Origin of the sequence: Streptomyces sp. NPDC088246 (assembly GCF_044741025.1) — a bacterium.
GTDB lineage: Bacteria > Actinomycetota > Actinomycetes > Streptomycetales > Streptomycetaceae > Streptomyces.
This window is the reverse complement of sequence record NZ_JBIURV010000024.1, coordinates 60368-75284: the sequence shown is the minus strand read 5'-3', so window position 1 is coordinate 75284 and position 14917 is coordinate 60368. Positions and strand designations below refer to the sequence as shown.

The following is a 14917-nucleotide window of genomic DNA, read 5'->3' as shown; positions in this document are numbered from 1 at the left end:
GCTTCACAGTGGCCCGAAGCGGTAGCCGAAGCCCCGCACGGTCTGTACGTACCGCGGCTTGGCCGGTACGTCCTCGAGCCTGGCCCGCAGCCGTCCGACCGCCGCGTCCACCAGCCGGGAGTCACCCAGGTAGGTGTGGTCCCAGACGGATTCGAGGAGCTGCTCGCGGCTGAAGACCCGGCCGGGGGAGGCCGACAGTTCCAGCAGCAGACGCAGTTCGGTGGGCGGCAGCGCGACCGGTGTGCCGTTCTTGGTGACGGTCAGCCCGGCGCGGTCGATCACCAGCCCGGCGAGATCGGCGTCCGAACGCTGTCGTGCGGACGGTTCCGCGCGCCGCAGGGCGGCCCGGATGCGGGCCTCCAGGACGGGCGCGGTGACCGGCTTGACGACGTAGTCGTCGGCGCCCGCCTCCAGGCCGGTCACGATGTCCGAGTCGTCGCCGCGCGCGGTCAGCATGATCACCGGCAGGGTCGCCGAGCGGGCGCGGATGCGGCGGCACACATCGAAGCCGTCCATGCCGGGCAGCATCAGGTCCAGTACGGCCAGTTCGACCCGCGCGCCCCGCTCCCCGGCCAGCAGGGCAAGGGCCTGCTCGCCGGTGGCGGCGGTGTCCACGCCGTATCCGTGACGGCGCAGCACGAGCTCCATTCCGTCCCGTACGGACGCGTCGTCCTCGATGAGCAGTACATGCGGCATGGGGCCGATTATGGGCACACGGGACCGTTTCCGCCTACTCCGTACTGGGGGTGGACGCGCAGGTCGGGGGCATTGTTACGTTCCCATCATGTGGTCATGGACGGGCCATCATCTGCGGCGGCGAACGTGAAGCGCATGAGCTTCCTCAAAACGAACCCCCGAACCCCCGCCCGGCTGCGCATGGCCACCCTCGTGGCCGTGCCCGTACTCGCCTTCTCCGTCGCCTGCGGGGGCGGTGACGACAGCGCCGGCGGTGCGAAGAAGGACGACGTGATCGCCGACGTGCCGGACGCTCCGGCCGCGGGCGCCGCGAAGGGCGGGAACAAGGCGAGCACCCAGCCCGCGGGCAAGAGCGCCTTCTACGACGCCCAGATGAAGTACGTCCAGTGCATGCGTACCAAGGGCGGCTACAAGGACTTCCCCGACCCCAAGCTCAGCGGGCACCTCGACTGGACGAAGGTCAACGAGATCGGCTCCCAGCCGGGCCGCAACGCGGGCATCAAGGGCGGCAAGGACGGTGCCTGCGTCACCGAGTTGCAGGCCGCCATGACGGCCGAGCCCAAGCGCGACCAGCAGAAGGACTACGAGTCGATGCTTGCGCACGCCAAGTGCATGCGGGACAACGGCGTCTCCAAGTTCACGAACCCGACCATGAGCGGCGGTAACGCGATTCCCGGCGGCGACCCGAACCCGGGGTCCCCGTCCATCGACCCGGAGTCGCCGTCGTACAAGCAGGCCCGCGAGGCGTGCAAGTCGAAGCTGCTCGACGGTCTGGACGGCATGCAGTGAAGCACCGCACCGCCTTCCTCGCGCTCGGCGCGGTGACCGTCGCCGCCGCCGTCACCGGGGGAGTCCTGTTCCTCGGCGACGGCGGCGACGCGGGCGCCTCCGGGAGGGGCGGCGACCTGCCGCCCGCCACCGCGACCGTCGTACGCACCGACCTCGTGCAGTCCAAGACGGTCGACGGAAAGCTCGACTTCGCCCAGCGCCGCCCCGTCAAGTCCGCCGTCGAGGGCACCGTCACGGTGGCCGCATCCGAAGGGAAGACGCTGACCATGGGGCAGGCACTGTACGAGCTGAACGACAAGCCCGTCACCCTCCTCTACGGCCCGGTCCCGATGTTCCGCGAGATGAAGGCGGGCGACCGGGGCAGCGACGTACTCCAGCTGGAGCGCAATCTGCGCGACCTGGGGTACGGGGCGAACCTGTACATCGACACGCAGTACGACGAGGACACCGAGGCCGCCGTCAAGCGGTGGCAGAAGTCGCTGAACCGTGAGCCCACCGGCAAGGTCGGCAAGGGCGACGTCGTTTTCCAGCCCGACCGGGTCAAGGTCGTCACCGCTGACGCGGCGCTCGCCGACCAGGTCGGCCCGGACACGCCCGTGCTGACGGTCGCCTCCACCAAGCCGGTCGTCCGCGCGCAGCTCGACCAGGGCGACGGCGCGCTCACCTCCCGGGGCACCAAGGTCGAGGTCACCTTGCCGAGCGGGAAGACGGCGACCGGCAAGGTGGCCCGGACGGTTCGCCCCGAGGCGTCCGCCGGGGAGAGCGATGCCGCGCAGAACGGCATCACCGTCGAGGTCGTCCTGGACGGCGGGGCGAGCGCCGCGTCCGGCGAGGACGCCAAGGCGTCGGCGAGCGTGAAGTTCGTCAGCGAGGCGCACAAGGGAGTCCTCGCGGTCCCCGTCGAGGCGGTCGTCGCCCTGCGCGGCGAGATGGGCGGCTACGGCCTCCAAGTCGTCCAGGGCGCCACCTCGAAGATGGTGCGGGTGGAGACGGGCATGACCACCGACGGACAGATCGAGGTCAGCGGCCCGGACGTGCGCGAGGGCATGAAGGTCGGAGTGGCGAAATCATGACGCCGGCCCCGGTGATCGAACTGCGGGACGCCACCAAGTCCTACCCCGGCGGCGTCCACGCCCTGCGCGGAGTGAACCTCATTGTCGAGGAGGGCGAACTGCTCGCCGTCGTCGGCCCGTCCGGCTCCGGCAAGTCCACCATGCTCAACGTCATGGGCACCCTCGACAAGCCCACCACGGGTACCGTCCGGGTCGCCGGGTACGACGTGTCGAAGCTCTCCGACTCCCGGCTCTCCGCACTGCGGGCCCGCCACATCGGCTTCGTGTTCCAGCACTTCCACCTGGCGGCGGGGCGCGACGCGGTGGACAACGTCGCCGACGGGCTGCTGTACGCGGGCGTACCGCTGAAGGAACGGCGCACGCGTGCGCGGGAGGCGCTCGCCAAGGTTCGGCTGGACCACCGCTACTCGCACACGCCGAACGAGCTGTCCGGCGGTGAGAAGCAGCGCGTGGCCATCGCCCGCGCCCTGGTGGGAGACCCCCGGCTGCTGCTGGCGGACGAACCGACCGGGGCGCTGGACACCGCGTCCGGCGAGATCGTCATGGAGCTGCTCCACGAGCTGAACGCGTCCGGCACCACCATCTGCGTGATCACCCACGACAACGAGATCGCGGACTCGCTGCCGCGCCGGGTCCGCTTCAAGGACGGGGAGATCGTCTCGGACTCGCGTTCCGGCGCGCGCTCCGCCTCGGGTACGGAAGAGGCCGGTTCATGAAGAACAGCCTCAAGCCCTCCCGCCTCTCTCCCCGCGACATCCTCCGCGTCGGTGCGGTCGGCCTTCGCGCGCGTCGCGCGCGCGTGGTGCTCTCGGCGCTCGGCATCGCCATCGGTATCGCGACCATGGTCGCGGTCGTCGGCCTGTCCGAGTCGAGCCGCGCGGACCTGATGGCCCAGCTCGACCGCCTCGGCACCAACCTCCTCACCGCCGAGGCGGGCGAGGACGCCATGGGACAGCCGATCAAGCTCCCCAAGAACGCGGTCGCGATGGTCGAGCGCGTCGGCCCGGTGCAGCACGCCACGGCCACCGCCGACGTCGACGCCCGCATCCGCCGCAGCGACGTGGTACCCGAGGAGCGCACCGCCGGCGTCACCACCCAGGCGGCCCGCATCGACCTGCTGTCCGCGCTCGGCGGCGAGGTCGACAAGGGCGTCTGGCTGAATCCGGTCGGCGAACGCCTCCCGACGACGGTCCTCGGCGCGGTGGCGGCGGACCGCCTCGGCATCACCCGCTCCGGCGAGACGATCATGATGAACGACACACGCGTGGTCGTCGTCGGCATCCTCAAACCGCTCGAACTGGTCCCCACCCTGGACCGGGTGGCCATGGTCGGATTCCCCGCCGCCGAGCGCTACTTCGGCTTCGACGGCCACCCCACCACCATCTTCGAGCGCTCCACGGACGCCTCGGTGGAGGACGTACGGGCCATCCTGGCCCGCACCATCAGCCCCGGCAACGAGGGGGGCGTCAAGGTCTCCCGCCCCTCGGACGCGCTGGCCGCCAAGGCCGCCACCGACGAGGGCCTGACGACCCTGATGCTCGGCCTGGGCGCGGTGGCCCTCCTGGTCGGCGGTGTGGGCGTCGCCAACACCATGGTCATCTCCGTCCTGGAACGCCGCCAGGAGATCGGCCTGCGCCGCTCGCTGGGCGCTACCCGGGGCACGATCAGGCTCCAGTTCCTCACCGAGTCGCTGCTGCTGTCGGCGCTGGGCGGGGCGACGGGCGCGGTGCTGGGCGCGGCGGCGACATACGGCTTCGCGCGGGTCCAGGGGTGGACGGCGGTGGTCCCGCTCTGGTCCCTGGCGGGCGGCCTGGCCGCCACCCTGCTGATCGGCGTGGTCGCGGGCCTCTATCCGGCGATCCGCGCCTCCCGTCTCCACCCGACGGTGGCTCTGAACGCGACGTGAGGCGGCGGCGTACGGGGTGCCCTCTTGAGGTGGCGCCCCGTACGCCCCACTTGCCCCACTCATCGTTCGGTGGGCGGCGACGTGTGGGGAGACCGTGCCGGTGATGAACCGGCGGAACTCGGCGAGCTTCTCGGAGAGCACGGCACTCCCGTATGCCTCCAGCCGCGTCGCGGCCGGTGTGAGGATGGCTGCCATGACATGGACGACACCTCGCATCGAACGCACGACAGTCGACGGCGACCAGCTGAACGTCCCGAGCACCGCGGACGAGCGAGCCATGCTGGAAGGCTGGCTCCGATGGCACAGGGAGACGCTGCTCACCAAGTGCGCCGGACTCGACCCGGCGCAGCTGGCGCACACCGCCGCCGAGCCGTCGAACCTCACTCTCCTCGGCCTGGTACGGCACATGGCGGAGATCGAACGCTGGTGGTTCCGGCGGAGTTTCGCGGGTGAGTCGATCGGTGACGTTTTCACCGGCCCGGACGACGGGGACGAAGGCATCGACGGCGTCGACGCCGCGTACGCGGAACGCGACTTCGCCGCGTTCCGCGCCGAGGTCGAGGCATGCGAGGCCGCCGTGGCGGGGCACGGTCTCGACGAGACATTCATGTCGACGACCCGTGGCCGGCTCGTCAGCCTCCGCTGGGTGTACCTGGTGATGATCCAGGAGTACGCCCGCCACAACGGCCACGCGGACCTGCTGCGCGAACGGACCGACGGCGCCACGGGCGACTATCCGGCGTCGGGTTGAGCGCGGTTTCGTACTCCTCGGCGCGAGGAGTACGAAACCGTCCCTCAGCCGTCCCTCAGCCGTCCGTCTCGGACGGATACACCGCCGCATAGGCCGAGCGGAACAGGGCGGTGACCTCCTGGCCGCTGAGCCCCTGAGACCGTGCCTCGTCCAGCCACCGGGCGAGCGAGGTGCGCAACGGGGAGTCGGGGCCATCCTGGGCCGGGGCGAGGGACCGGGTGATGAAGGTGCCTGCTCCCTGCCGGACCTCGGCGAGGCCTGCGCGCTCCAGCTCGCGGTACGCCTTGAGCGTCGTGTTCGGGTTGACCTTGGTCTCCGCCGCGACCTGCGCGGCCGTGGGCAGCCGGTCGCCCTCCTTCAGGGCACCCATCCGCAGAGCCTGTTCGACCTGGCGCACGATCTGGAGGTACGTCGCCACTCCGCTGCGTCTGTCGATCCGGAATACGACCACCGTCTTCACCTCCCTTTGAACTGCCGAAACGATACGTACCTGCGGCGGTTTGTCCTAAAGGGGGCTCCGGGACACCCGCCACAGGGTGAACACGGTGAGCACGGCGGTGGCCGCGAGCAGGATGCCTGCCCCGGTCCACTGCATGGACGCCATCTGGTCGTAACCGAGGTACTCGACGACGTTGTTGACGATGCCGTGCTCCTTGATGCAGGCGTCCGAGGCCGCTTCGGTGGTCTTGGCGCACAGCCCCCAGCCGTAGAGATGGCCGTCGGCGGAGCCGATCCAGCGGTCCAGCTCGTGCGACTCGTTCAGCCGTGCGGGCATGTCGCCGTCGAGCGGGTAGGTGAGCATGCGTGACGGCGCGAGATGTACGCGCATCTCGCCCCAGACGGCCTCGACGATCGCGGCGAAGACGAACGTGACCAACATGGACGCGAGGACACGGCGCAGCAGCAGGCCGATGGTGATGCCGGCGGCGGTCAGGAAGAGGCAGAGCGCGGGCAGCACCGGACCGGTGTTGTCGAAGACCGGCCCATCCGGCCACAGACTGGGGAACACCGAACGGTAGGGCTTCCACCACCAGGTGAAGAACGCCGAGAGCACCGCGCCGGACACGACCACGGCCGCGTAGCACCAGAGGAGCTTGGTCGTCAGCCAGCGACGGCGGGACACGGACTGGGTGGTGACCAGCTGCGCGGTGCCGTGCTCCTGATCGCCCGCGATCAGTGGGGCGCCGAGGAAGACGGCGAGGATCACGGGCAGCGCGCTCAGGGCCGTGACGGTGAGACCGAGTCCTGTCGAGGCGAAGGTCGGCTGCGCCAGCTCCTTCTCCGGCCAGCCCGCGGCTTCGAGGGTCTGACTCATCCGGCCGCGCTGGTACGCGATCCAGACCGGGCCGAGGACCGTCACGGCGAGCACGGTGAGCAGTGCGGCCCGGTGCTGACGTACGACGAGCCAGTTCAGCCCGCGCAGCAGACGGGGTCCGGGCACCCGTCCGGTTCGGGGCGTCTCGGTCAGGGTGGCGCTCATGAGGTGTGGATCCCTTCGGCCTCGATGCGGGCACCGGGCGTGAACAACGGGGGTGCGTCCGACGAGCGGAGGTGTGCCAGCAGCACTTCCTCCAGGCTGGGTTCGGCGACCACCCAGTCACCCGACAGTGGGCCGTTCGGCCGCACCAGCGCGTGGAACTGCCTGCCCTGGACACGGGCTTCGACCACCGTGTGGGGAGCCAGCGAGGCGGCCGGGTCCCCGCCGGTGGCGAGTCCCGTGACCAGCGCGTGGGCCGGGACGAGGGCGTCCGCGTCGCCCGCCATCCGGATTCTGCCCTCGGCGAGGACCAGCAGGTAGTCGCACATGTCCTCCAGCTCGGACAGCATGTGCGAGGACATCACCACCGTGGTGCCGCGCTCCACGGCCTCCGACATCAGGAGGGCACTCATGTCGTGGCGGGCCAGCGGATCGAGGTCGGACATCGGCTCGTCGAGCAGCAGCAGGTCGGGCCGCTTGCCGAAGGCGAGCGCGAATGCGACTCGGGTGCGCTGACCACCGGAGAGAGTGCCGATACGGGCGTGCATCGGCACCTGGCCCGACCGTACGATCCGCTCCGCCGCGGCCATGTCCCAGCCGGGGTTGAGCTCGCTGCCCAGACGCAGCGTCTCCGCCACGGTGAACCGCTTGAACAGAGGTTTGTCCTGCCCGAGGAAGGCGAATCTCGGCATCGCCGCGGGATCGTCCACGGGCACACCGAAGACGTGGAGTTCACCCTCTGTCGGCTGCACCTGCCGGGTCGCGAGCCCCAACAGGGTGCTCTTCCCTGCCCCGTTGGGACCGACGAGACCGCAGATCCGCCCGGCCGGCAGCCGGAACGAGCAGTCGCGCAGCGCCCAGCCGCGACGGTAGCGCTTACCCAGGCCGCGGGCCTCCAGCGCCCATGCGCCGGACGCGCTGCCCGGAGTGAATGCGTCTGCCATGCACTTCCCCTCAATTCCATTAGTCAATTAATGGAATCATGGTCTTGGCGAAGGAGGGCTGTCAAGGCGACGCAAGCGGGCCCGGGCGCCGCGGCGTCCGGAATGCACCTGTTCGGGGTGCAGGAAACACTCTCTTCGGAGGACTGGACCATTGAACGTTTCTGTGGCTCTGGCCTGGCGGTTCTTCGGCGCGTAGCGTGAGCCCGCATGAAGATCCTGATCAGCGCGGACATGGAAGGCGCCACCGGCGTGACCTGGCCGGCCGATGTGCTGCCGGGCACCCCCCAGTGGGAGCGGTGCCGTTCCATGTTCACCTCCGACGTGAACGCGGCGGCGCTCGGCTTCTACGACGGCGGCGCCGACGAGGTGCTCATCAACGAGGCCCACTGGTCCATGCGCAACCTCCTGCTGGAGCAGCTCGACGACCGGGTCCAGATGCTCACCGGCAGGCACAAGTCCCTCTCCATGGTGGAGGGCATCCAGCACGGCGACGTCGATGCCATCGCCTTCGTCGGCTACCACACGGGCGCCGGGACGGAAGGGGTCCTCGCCCACACGTATCTGGCGAACTCCATCACCGGGGTCTGGCTCAACGGCGCCCGGGCCAGCGAGGGGCTCCTCAACGCGCATGTCGTGGCCGAGTACGGCGTTCCCGTCGTCCTCGTCACCGGTGACGACCTGACCTGCGTGGACGCGGACGGGTACGCCCCCGGGGCCCGCAAGGTCGCCGTGAAGGACTATGTGTCGCGGTACGCGGCGGTGTGCCGCACCCCGGCCCGTACCGCCGCGGACATCCGTGCGGCGGCCAAGGACGCGACCGCGCTCGCCGTACGGCACACCCCGGTGGAGGGCGGCCCCTTCACCGTCGAGCTGGAGTTCGACGCCGAGCATCTGGCCGCGGCGGCCACCGTGGTTCCCGGCGTGGCGCCCAGCGGTGAACGGCGCGTCGCCTACACCAGCGCGACGATGTACGAAGGTATCCGCACGTTCAAGGCGGTGACGACGATCGTGTCGTCCGCCGTGGAGGAACAGTATGGCTGAGGCGACCCACCCCCAGGAGAGCGCCGAGAGCGCCGAGAGCGCCGAGAGCGCCGAGAGCGCCGAGAGCGTCGACGAGCGGGCGCTCGATGAATCGGTGAAGTTCACTTCCGAACTGATCCGGATCGATACCACCAACCGCGGCGGCGGCGACTGCCGGGAACGCCCGGCCGCCGAGTACGTCGCCGAGCGGCTGGCCGCCGCCGGACTGGAACCCACCCTGCTGGAACGCACCCCGGGACGCACCAATGTGGTGGCCCGGATCGCCGGAACCGACCCGTCCGCCGACGCCCTGCTCGTACACGGCCATCTCGACGTCGTCCCGGCCGAGGCCGCCGACTGGACCGTGCACCCCTTCTCCGGGGAGGTCCGCGACGGTGTCGTCTGGGGCCGCGGCGCCATCGACATGAAGAACATGGACGCGATGGTCCTGGCCGTCGTCCGGGCCTGGGCGCGGACCGGTGTCCGGCCCCGCCGCGACATCGTGATCGCGTACACCGCCGACGAGGAGGCCAGCGCCGAGGACGGCTCCGGCTTCCTCGCCGACCGGCACGCCGAACTCTTCGAAGGGTGCACGGAGGGCATCAGCGAATCCGGCGCCTTCACCTTCCACGCCGGTCAGGACATGCCGCTCTACCCGATCGCAGCCGGTGAGCGCGGCACCGCCTGGCTGAAACTCACCGCGCGCGGCAAGGCAGGGCACGGCTCCAAGGTCAACAAGGCCAACGCGGTCAGCGCACTCGCCGCGGCCGTCGCCCGGATCGGCGAGCACCGGTGGCCGGTCCGGCTCACCCCGACCGCGCGCGCCGCACTCACCGAGATCGCCGCGCTGCACGGCATCCGTCCCGACCTCGACGCCCCCGGCTTCGACGTGGACGAGCTCCTCGGCAAGCTCGGGCCGGCCGCCGCGCTGGTCGAGCCGACCGTCCGCAACAGCTCCAACCCGACCGTGCTGGAGGCCGGGTACAAGGTCAATGTGATCCCGGGCCACGCCACCGCCTTCATCGACGGCCGGATGGTGCCCGGCGGCGAGGACGAGTTCCACACCACCCTGGACCGGCTGACCGGACCCGATGTCGACTGGGAGTTCCACCACCGCGAGGTCCCGCTGCAGGCCCCGGTCGACTCCCCGACCTTCGCGAAGCTGCGCGCCGCCGTCGAACGCTTCGACCCGGACGGCCATGTCGTGCCGTACTGCATGTCGGGCGGCACGGACGCCAAGCAGTTCTCCCGGCTCGGCATCACCGGCTACGGCTTCTCACCGCTGAAGCTGCCCGCCGGCTTCGACTACCAGGCGCTGTTCCACGGCGTCGACGAACGCGTCCCCGTCGAGGCACTGCACTTCGGCGTCCGCGTCCTCGATCACTATCTGCGCACGGCCTGACCCGGTACGGGGGGAATTGATCATGATGTCGACAGCGGCCCACGGAACGTGGCCGTCACCTATCGACGCACGACTGGCCGCCTCCAACGACGGCCGTCCGGAGTACGTCGGCGTGGTCGGCGACGAGGTGTGGTGGACGGAACCGCGCCCCGCCGAGGCGGGCCGCCGCGCCCTGATCCGCCGCCGGGCGGACGGGACCAGCACCTGTGTCCTGCCCGCTCCGTGGAACGTACGGAGCCGGGTCATCGAGTACGGCGGACAGCCCTGGGCCGGGGCCGAACGCGCCGAGGGCGGCCCGCTGGTCGTCTTCGTCGACTTCGCCGACCAGCGGCTGTACGCATACGCCCCCGACGGGCCCGGCGAACCCTGGCCGCTCACCCCGGTCTCGGCCGTCGGCGGCGGACTGCGCTGGGTCGACCCGCAGCTCCGCCTCGACCGGGGCGAGCAGGGCGAAGTCTGGTGCGTCCTGGAGGAGTTCACCGGCGAATCACCCACCGATCTGCGCCGGGTGATCGCCGCCGTACCGCTGGACGGCTCGGCGGCCGACGACCGCTCCGCGGTGCGTGAACTCACCGACGACAGACACCGCTTCGTCACCGGACCGAAGCTCTCGCCCGACGGGCGCCGGGCGGCCTGGATCGCCTGGGACCATCCGCGGATGCCGTGGGACGGCACCGAAGTGATGCTCGCGGACGTCGCCGAGGACGGTACCTTCCACCACACCCGCAGTTTCGGTGGCGGCCCCGAGGAGTCGGTGCCGCAGATCGAATGGGGCGCCGATGGACAACTCCTCTTCGCCAGTGACCGCAGCGGCTGGTGGAACCTGTACCGCGCCGACCCGCACCGGGGCGCGGTGGCGCTCTGCCCCCGGGAACAGGAGTTCGCCGGACCGCTCTGGAAGATCGGCCTCAGCTGGTTCCGGCCCCTGGAGAACGGCCTGATCGCCACCGTCCACGGCCGGGGCACCACCACGCTCGGCATCCTCGACCCGGAGACCGGCGAACTCGTCGACGTCGCCGGGCCCTGGACCGAATGGGCCGAGTCGCTCGCCGTGCACGGCAGCCGGATCGTCGGCATCGCCGCGAGCCCGTACAGCTCCTACGAGGTCGTCGAGCTGGACACCGCGACCGGCCGCACCCGGATCATCGGCACACCGCACGAGGACGCCGTCGACCCCGCCTACTACCCGCAGCCCCAGGACCGCACCTTCACCGGGCCCGACGGCCGGGAGATCCACGCCCACATCTACCCGCCGCGGAGCCCCGAGCGGGCCGGCCCCGACGGCGAACTGCCACCCTATGTGGTCTGGGCGCACGGCGGCCCCACCGGCCATGCCGCACTCGTCCTCGACCTGGAGATCGCCTACTTCACCTCGCGCGGTATCGGCGTCGCCGAGGTCAACTACGGCGGCTCCACCGGCTACGGCAGGACCTACCGCAACCGGCTGCGCGAACAGTGGGGCGTCGTCGACGTCGAGGACTGCGCGGCCGTCGCCGAAGCGCTGGCCGCCGAGGGCACGGCCGACCGCCGGCGGCTCGCCATCCGGGGCGGCAGCGCCGGCGGCTGGACCGCCGCCGCCTCGCTGACCGGCACCGATGTCTACGCCTGCGGCACGATCATCTACCCCATCCTCGATCTGACCGGCTGGGGCACGGATGAGACCCATGACTTCGAATCGCAGTACCTGGAGTCCCTGGTGGGCCCGCTCGCCGAAGTCCCGGCGCGCTACCGCGAACGGTCGCCGGTCACCCGCACCGACCGTCTGACCACGCCCTTCCTATTGCTCCAGGGGCTGGACGATCCGATCTGCCCGCCCGTCCAGTGCGAGCGGTTCCTGGCCGAGGTCGAGGGGCGCGGCATCCCGCACGCGTATCTCACCTTCGCGGGGGAGGGGCACGGGTTCCGGCGCGCCGACACCATGATCCGCGCCCTGGAGGCGGAACTCTCCCTGTACGGCCAGACTTTCGGCATCGACTGTCCCGACGTACCGCGGCTGGAGCTGAAGAAGTGACCCTCGCCCCCCTGACCCGCCCCGCCCGACTGCGTCCGGGTGCCAGGGTCGCCGTCGTGTCACCGAGCGGGCCGGTGCCCGCCGACCGCCTGGAGGCGGGCCTCGACGTACTGCGTGGCTGGGGACTCGACCCCGTGGAAGCACCGCATGTCCGCTACGTGCACCCGGAGTTGGACTACCTCGCCGGTACGGACGAGGTGCGGGCCCGGGACCTCCAGGAAGCCTGGTGTGATCCATCCGTCGACGCGGTGATCTGTGCCCGCGGCGGGTACGGCGTGCACCGCATGGTCGACCTGGTCGACTGGGCGGCGATGCGCGCGGCCGGCCCCAAGGTGTTCATCGGCTACAGCGACGTCACCGTGCTCCATGAGGCGTTCGCCCAGCGCATGGGGCTCGCCACCCTGCACGGCCCGATGGCAGGCACCGAGACCTTCCTCAAGGACCCGGACACCCAGGAGTCCTTGCGGGCCACCCTGTTCGAGCCCGAGTCGGTACGCACCCTCGGCCTGCCCGCGGCGCGAGTGCTGGTCCCCGGCAGGGCACGCGGCATCACCTACGGCGGCTGTGTGAGCCTGCTCGCCGCCGACATCGGCACCCCGCTCGCCCGGACGTCCGCCCGGGGCGGTCTGCTGGTGATCGAGGACACCACCGAGGACCCGTACAACATCGACCGTATCCTCACCCAACTGCTGAGAGCCGGTGCGCTCGACGGGATTGCCGGGGTGGCCTGCGGCTCCTGGGCGGGCTGCGGTCCGTACGAGAAGGTGCGGGCGGTCCTCGCCGACCGGCTCGGCCCCCTGGGCGTACCCGTCGTCGAGGAACTGGGATTCGGGCACGGACCGACGGCGCTCACGATTCCGCTCGGCGTGCCCGCCGTGCTGGACGCGCCGGCCGACGGCGGCCCCGCCACGCTCACCGTCGAGGTGCCCGCGCTGGTCTGAACGGCCCTGAGTCGCGGAGAAGTTGAGCATCCTTCAGGAATCTCCGCCCCGAGCGTTGACATAGCTATGACACGTGTCACGGCATGAGCGCGGTCAGTTACTCACTGGTTGGTAAGACCGACCGGCACATGGGGGGCGGCGTCGCGAGGCTGGGCACGCACACCCGCGGCGTTGTCGTCAGTCGACAATTCCCCCATAGCCCTGAAGGCATGGGGGGACCCCCTTCGCGTTGCCTCCCTCCTCCGCCTTGCAGCTGCACGCACCTAGCCCCGCTCCTTCTCCCACCCCCCATGTGCCGGTCGGTCCAAGGCGCCCTCGGTGTGGAGGTCTTCGTGTCACTTCGGCAACTGCAGCGACGGGCACGCCCGGGAGGGTGCCGCGTTCTAGGGCGACCTGCGGCACTGGCGCAGAAGCGACGAGATCCTCGTCGACATCGGCCCGTCCGGGCACATCGACGACCGCCACGCACACAAGCCGGGCCTCATCTCCAGCGGCGGCAAGCTCCACCACTTCTGCTGCGCCGTCGGGGACAGCCCCGAAGGCCCGGTCCGGGGAATCACGTACGCGACGGGTTGACCGCACGTTCTAGGCTGGCCGGATGTCCGAAAACGTACATCTGGCCCAGGGACCGCGCACGGCGATCCGCCCTTACACCCAGGCGGATGCCGAAGAGTTCACCACCCGGGCGAGGGAGAGCCGGGACATGCACAGTCCCTGGATCTTCCCGCCCGGCGACGCCCGCGCGTACGCCGTCTACGCGGGCCGGCTGATCGAAGATCCCACAAAGGCGGGCTTCCTGGTCTGCGAACGCGGGGGCGGCGAGGGTGGGGCCGGTGACAGGATCGCGGGGTTCATCAACATCAACAACATCGTCGGCGGCGGGTTCCGGTGCGGCGCGCTCGGATACGCGGCCTTCGCCCATGCGTCGGGGCGCGGCCTGATGAGCGAAGGGCTGGGACTGGTCCTGCGGTACGCCTTCGGGCCGCTCAGGCTGCACCGTCTCGAAGCCAACATCCAGCCCGGCAACGAGGGTTCGCTCGCCCTCGTCGAACGGGCCGGATTCCGCCTGGAGGGGTTCTCGCCGGACTTCCTCTTCATCGACGGAGCCTGGCGCGACCACGAGCGGTGGGCGATCACGGCCGAGATGCTGAGCCAGGACGGCGTCTAGGACCCGGGCCGGGCCGTACCCACGGTCGCGGACACCACAGCGGCGGGCCCGGGCCCGGCCTGCACGGCCGGGGTTCCGTCCGGTGCCCAGATGCCGGAGCCGCCCGACGTGAGGGCGTACACCCCACTCGGTCCCGCCGCGGTGGCCAGCACCGCCCACACACCATGGGCGAGCGCCGCCCTGTTCATGTGGCCGTCGCGCCGGGCGGCCTGCTCGGGTTCCGGGGCCGTACAGGGTGCTCGCGACATACGCGTCGATGCCCATTGCGGCGGTGGCGGCGGCGTGCTCGGGAACGGCGGCGTCGTAACACACCGCAAGCCCCAGCCGCAGGCCGTCGACCACCAGGACCTCGGGCTTCTCTCCCGGGGCGAAGCGGTCGGACTCCTCGCCGTGCAGCCACATCTTGCGGTAGACGACGCTCACGCCCTCGCCCGTGACGGCCAGGGTGGCGATGTACTCACGCCCGTCCGCGGCGCGCACCGGCGCCCCGACCAGGGCCGTCGCCCCCGCCTCGTGGCACGCTGTGACGATCGGCCGCAGACCGGAGTCGTCGGGCGACACGGCCGGAGCGGCGAGGTCGTAGCCCGTGAGCGACAGCTCCGGGAAGACGACCAGCCGTGCCCCCGACCGGCCGATCGCCTCCGCATGGACTACGGCGTTGGCGGCGACGTCGAGATGAACACAGTCGGGCTGGGCGACGGCGACAGTGAGCGGTACGGGCACGAAGTACTCCGGATCA

General features: G+C 70.8%; 15 protein-coding genes and 2 pseudogenes. 10 read left to right on the top strand and 7 right to left on the bottom strand.

Features of this window, described 5'->3' with window-relative positions; all coding sequences use genetic code 11:
• Positions 1–3 precede the first annotated feature (3 nt).
• Positions 4–696 carry a response regulator gene (locus ACIPEK_RS29440; RefSeq protein WP_402002017.1) on the bottom strand — a complete coding sequence of 231 codons (693 nt, stop codon included), beginning with the start codon at positions 694–696 and terminating at the stop codon, positions 4–6.
• Positions 697–831: 135 nt separating this feature from the next.
• Between ACIPEK_RS29440 and ACIPEK_RS29435 the strand changes: the two genes are divergently transcribed.
• Genes ACIPEK_RS29435 through ACIPEK_RS29420 form a run of 4 tightly spaced genes read left to right on the top strand, consistent with a single transcriptional unit; the run spans position 832 to position 4464 of the window.
• Entirely contained in the window at positions 832–1485 is a 654-nt protein-coding gene (locus ACIPEK_RS29435; protein ID WP_402002014.1) for a hypothetical protein, read from the top strand.
• Positions 1482–2558, top strand: coding sequence for a peptidoglycan-binding protein (locus ACIPEK_RS29430; protein WP_402002011.1), 1077 nt, complete (start codon positions 1482–1484; stop codon positions 2556–2558). Before ACIPEK_RS29435 ends, ACIPEK_RS29430 begins: the two co-directional genes overlap by 4 nt.
• Complete coding sequence (locus tag ACIPEK_RS29425) at positions 2555–3274, top strand: ABC transporter ATP-binding protein (protein WP_402002008.1); 720 nt, start codon at positions 2555–2557, stop codon at positions 3272–3274. Before ACIPEK_RS29430 ends, ACIPEK_RS29425 begins: the two co-directional genes overlap by 4 nt.
• Entirely contained in the window at positions 3271–4464 is a 1194-nt protein-coding gene (locus ACIPEK_RS29420) for an ABC transporter permease (RefSeq protein ID WP_402002005.1), read from the top strand. The genes ACIPEK_RS29425 and ACIPEK_RS29420 overlap by 4 nt, the downstream gene beginning before the upstream one ends.
• 55 nt (positions 4465–4519) lie before the next feature.
• Here the strand turns inward: ACIPEK_RS29420 and ACIPEK_RS29415 are convergent.
• Positions 4520–4626, bottom strand: a pseudogene (locus ACIPEK_RS29415) (RacP protein); the annotation flags it as partial.
• A gap of 31 nt (positions 4627–4657) precedes the next feature.
• Here ACIPEK_RS29415 and ACIPEK_RS29410 point away from each other — a divergent pair.
• Positions 4658–5215 carry a DinB family protein gene (locus ACIPEK_RS29410; RefSeq protein ID WP_402002002.1) on the top strand — a complete coding sequence of 186 codons (558 nt, stop codon included), beginning with the start codon at positions 4658–4660 and terminating at the stop codon, positions 5213–5215.
• Positions 5216–5270: 55 nt separating this feature from the next.
• Here ACIPEK_RS29410 and ACIPEK_RS29405 read toward each other — a convergent pair whose 3' ends face one another.
• Genes ACIPEK_RS29405 through ACIPEK_RS29395 form a run of 3 tightly spaced genes read right to left on the bottom strand, consistent with a single transcriptional unit; the run spans position 5271 to position 7636 of the window.
• Positions 5271–5675: a GntR family transcriptional regulator gene (locus tag ACIPEK_RS29405; protein ID WP_402001999.1), complete on the bottom strand. Its 405-nt coding sequence runs from the start codon at positions 5673–5675 to the stop codon at positions 5271–5273.
• Between the two features lie 45 nt (positions 5676–5720).
• Positions 5721–6695, bottom strand: coding sequence for an ABC transporter permease (locus ACIPEK_RS29400; protein ID WP_402001996.1), 975 nt, complete (start codon positions 6693–6695; stop codon positions 5721–5723).
• Complete coding sequence (locus ACIPEK_RS29395) at positions 6692–7636, bottom strand: ABC transporter ATP-binding protein (protein ID WP_402001993.1); 945 nt, start codon at positions 7634–7636, stop codon at positions 6692–6694. The genes ACIPEK_RS29400 and ACIPEK_RS29395 overlap by 4 nt, the downstream gene beginning before the upstream one ends.
• 207 nt (positions 7637–7843) lie before the next feature.
• On the opposite strand from ACIPEK_RS29395, the gene ACIPEK_RS29390 reads away from it, so the two are divergent.
• The 5 genes from ACIPEK_RS29390 (at position 7844) to ACIPEK_RS29370 (ending at position 14178) form a co-directional block, all read left to right on the top strand.
• Positions 7844–8677, top strand: a complete 834-nt coding sequence (locus tag ACIPEK_RS29390; protein WP_383071416.1) for a M55 family metallopeptidase — start codon at positions 7844–7846, stop codon at positions 8675–8677.
• Positions 8670–10058: a M20/M25/M40 family metallo-hydrolase gene (locus tag ACIPEK_RS29385; protein ID WP_402001989.1), complete on the top strand. Its 1389-nt coding sequence runs from the start codon at positions 8670–8672 to the stop codon at positions 10056–10058. Before ACIPEK_RS29390 ends, ACIPEK_RS29385 begins: the two co-directional genes overlap by 8 nt.
• A gap of 22 nt (positions 10059–10080) precedes the next feature.
• Complete coding sequence (locus ACIPEK_RS29380) at positions 10081–12069, top strand: prolyl oligopeptidase family serine peptidase (RefSeq protein ID WP_402001986.1); 1989 nt, start codon at positions 10081–10083, stop codon at positions 12067–12069.
• Positions 12066–13010 (top strand): LD-carboxypeptidase, encoded by a 945-nt coding sequence (locus ACIPEK_RS29375; protein ID WP_402001983.1) that lies wholly within the window; start codon positions 12066–12068, stop codon positions 13008–13010. Before ACIPEK_RS29380 ends, ACIPEK_RS29375 begins: the two co-directional genes overlap by 4 nt.
• A gap of 598 nt (positions 13011–13608) precedes the next feature.
• Entirely contained in the window at positions 13609–14178 is a 570-nt protein-coding gene (locus tag ACIPEK_RS29370) for a GNAT family N-acetyltransferase (protein WP_402001980.1), read from the top strand.
• Here ACIPEK_RS29370 and ACIPEK_RS29365 read toward each other — a convergent pair.
• A complete protein-coding gene (locus tag ACIPEK_RS29365; RefSeq protein ID WP_402001977.1) occupies positions 14175–14426 on the bottom strand; it encodes a hypothetical protein in 252 nt (83 codons plus the stop codon). The genes ACIPEK_RS29370 and ACIPEK_RS29365 overlap by 4 nt on opposite strands.
• Positions 14427–14475: 49 nt before the next feature.
• Positions 14476–14901: pseudogene (locus ACIPEK_RS29360) on the bottom strand (carbon-nitrogen hydrolase family protein); the annotation flags it as partial.
• Between the last annotated feature and the right edge of the window lie 16 nt (positions 14902–14917).

What these genes read in the sequence shown, in the direction of transcription:
- ACIPEK_RS29435 (WP_402002014.1), top strand. Translation starts at nt 832, where the DNA reads ATGAGCTTCCTCAAAACGAACCCCCGAACCCCCGCCCGGCTGCGCATG.
- ACIPEK_RS29380 (WP_402001986.1), top strand. Translation starts at nt 10,081, where the DNA reads ATGATGTCGACAGCGGCCCACGGAACGTGGCCGTCACCTATCGACGCA.
- ACIPEK_RS29410 (WP_402002002.1), top strand. Translation starts at nt 4,658, where the DNA reads ATGACATGGACGACACCTCGCATCGAACGCACGACAGTCGACGGCGAC.
- ACIPEK_RS29390 (WP_383071416.1), top strand. Translation starts at nt 7,844, where the DNA reads ATGAAGATCCTGATCAGCGCGGACATGGAAGGCGCCACCGGCGTGACC.
- ACIPEK_RS29385 (WP_402001989.1), top strand. Translation starts at nt 8,670, where the DNA reads ATGGCTGAGGCGACCCACCCCCAGGAGAGCGCCGAGAGCGCCGAGAGC.
- ACIPEK_RS29365 (WP_402001977.1), bottom strand. Translation starts at nt 14,426, where the DNA reads ATGTCGCGAGCACCCTGTACGGCCCCGGAACCCGAGCAGGCCGCCCGG.
- ACIPEK_RS29400 (WP_402001996.1), bottom strand. Translation starts at nt 6,695, where the DNA reads ATGAGCGCCACCCTGACCGAGACGCCCCGAACCGGACGGGTGCCCGGA.
- ACIPEK_RS29440 (WP_402002017.1), bottom strand. Translation starts at nt 696, where the DNA reads ATGCCGCATGTACTGCTCATCGAGGACGACGCGTCCGTACGGGACGGA.
- ACIPEK_RS29425 (WP_402002008.1), top strand. Translation starts at nt 2,555, where the DNA reads ATGACGCCGGCCCCGGTGATCGAACTGCGGGACGCCACCAAGTCCTAC.
- ACIPEK_RS29370 (WP_402001980.1), top strand. Translation starts at nt 13,609, where the DNA reads ATGTCCGAAAACGTACATCTGGCCCAGGGACCGCGCACGGCGATCCGC.
- ACIPEK_RS29420 (WP_402002005.1), top strand. Translation starts at nt 3,271, where the DNA reads ATGAAGAACAGCCTCAAGCCCTCCCGCCTCTCTCCCCGCGACATCCTC.
- ACIPEK_RS29395 (WP_402001993.1), bottom strand. Translation starts at nt 7,636, where the DNA reads ATGGCAGACGCATTCACTCCGGGCAGCGCGTCCGGCGCATGGGCGCTG.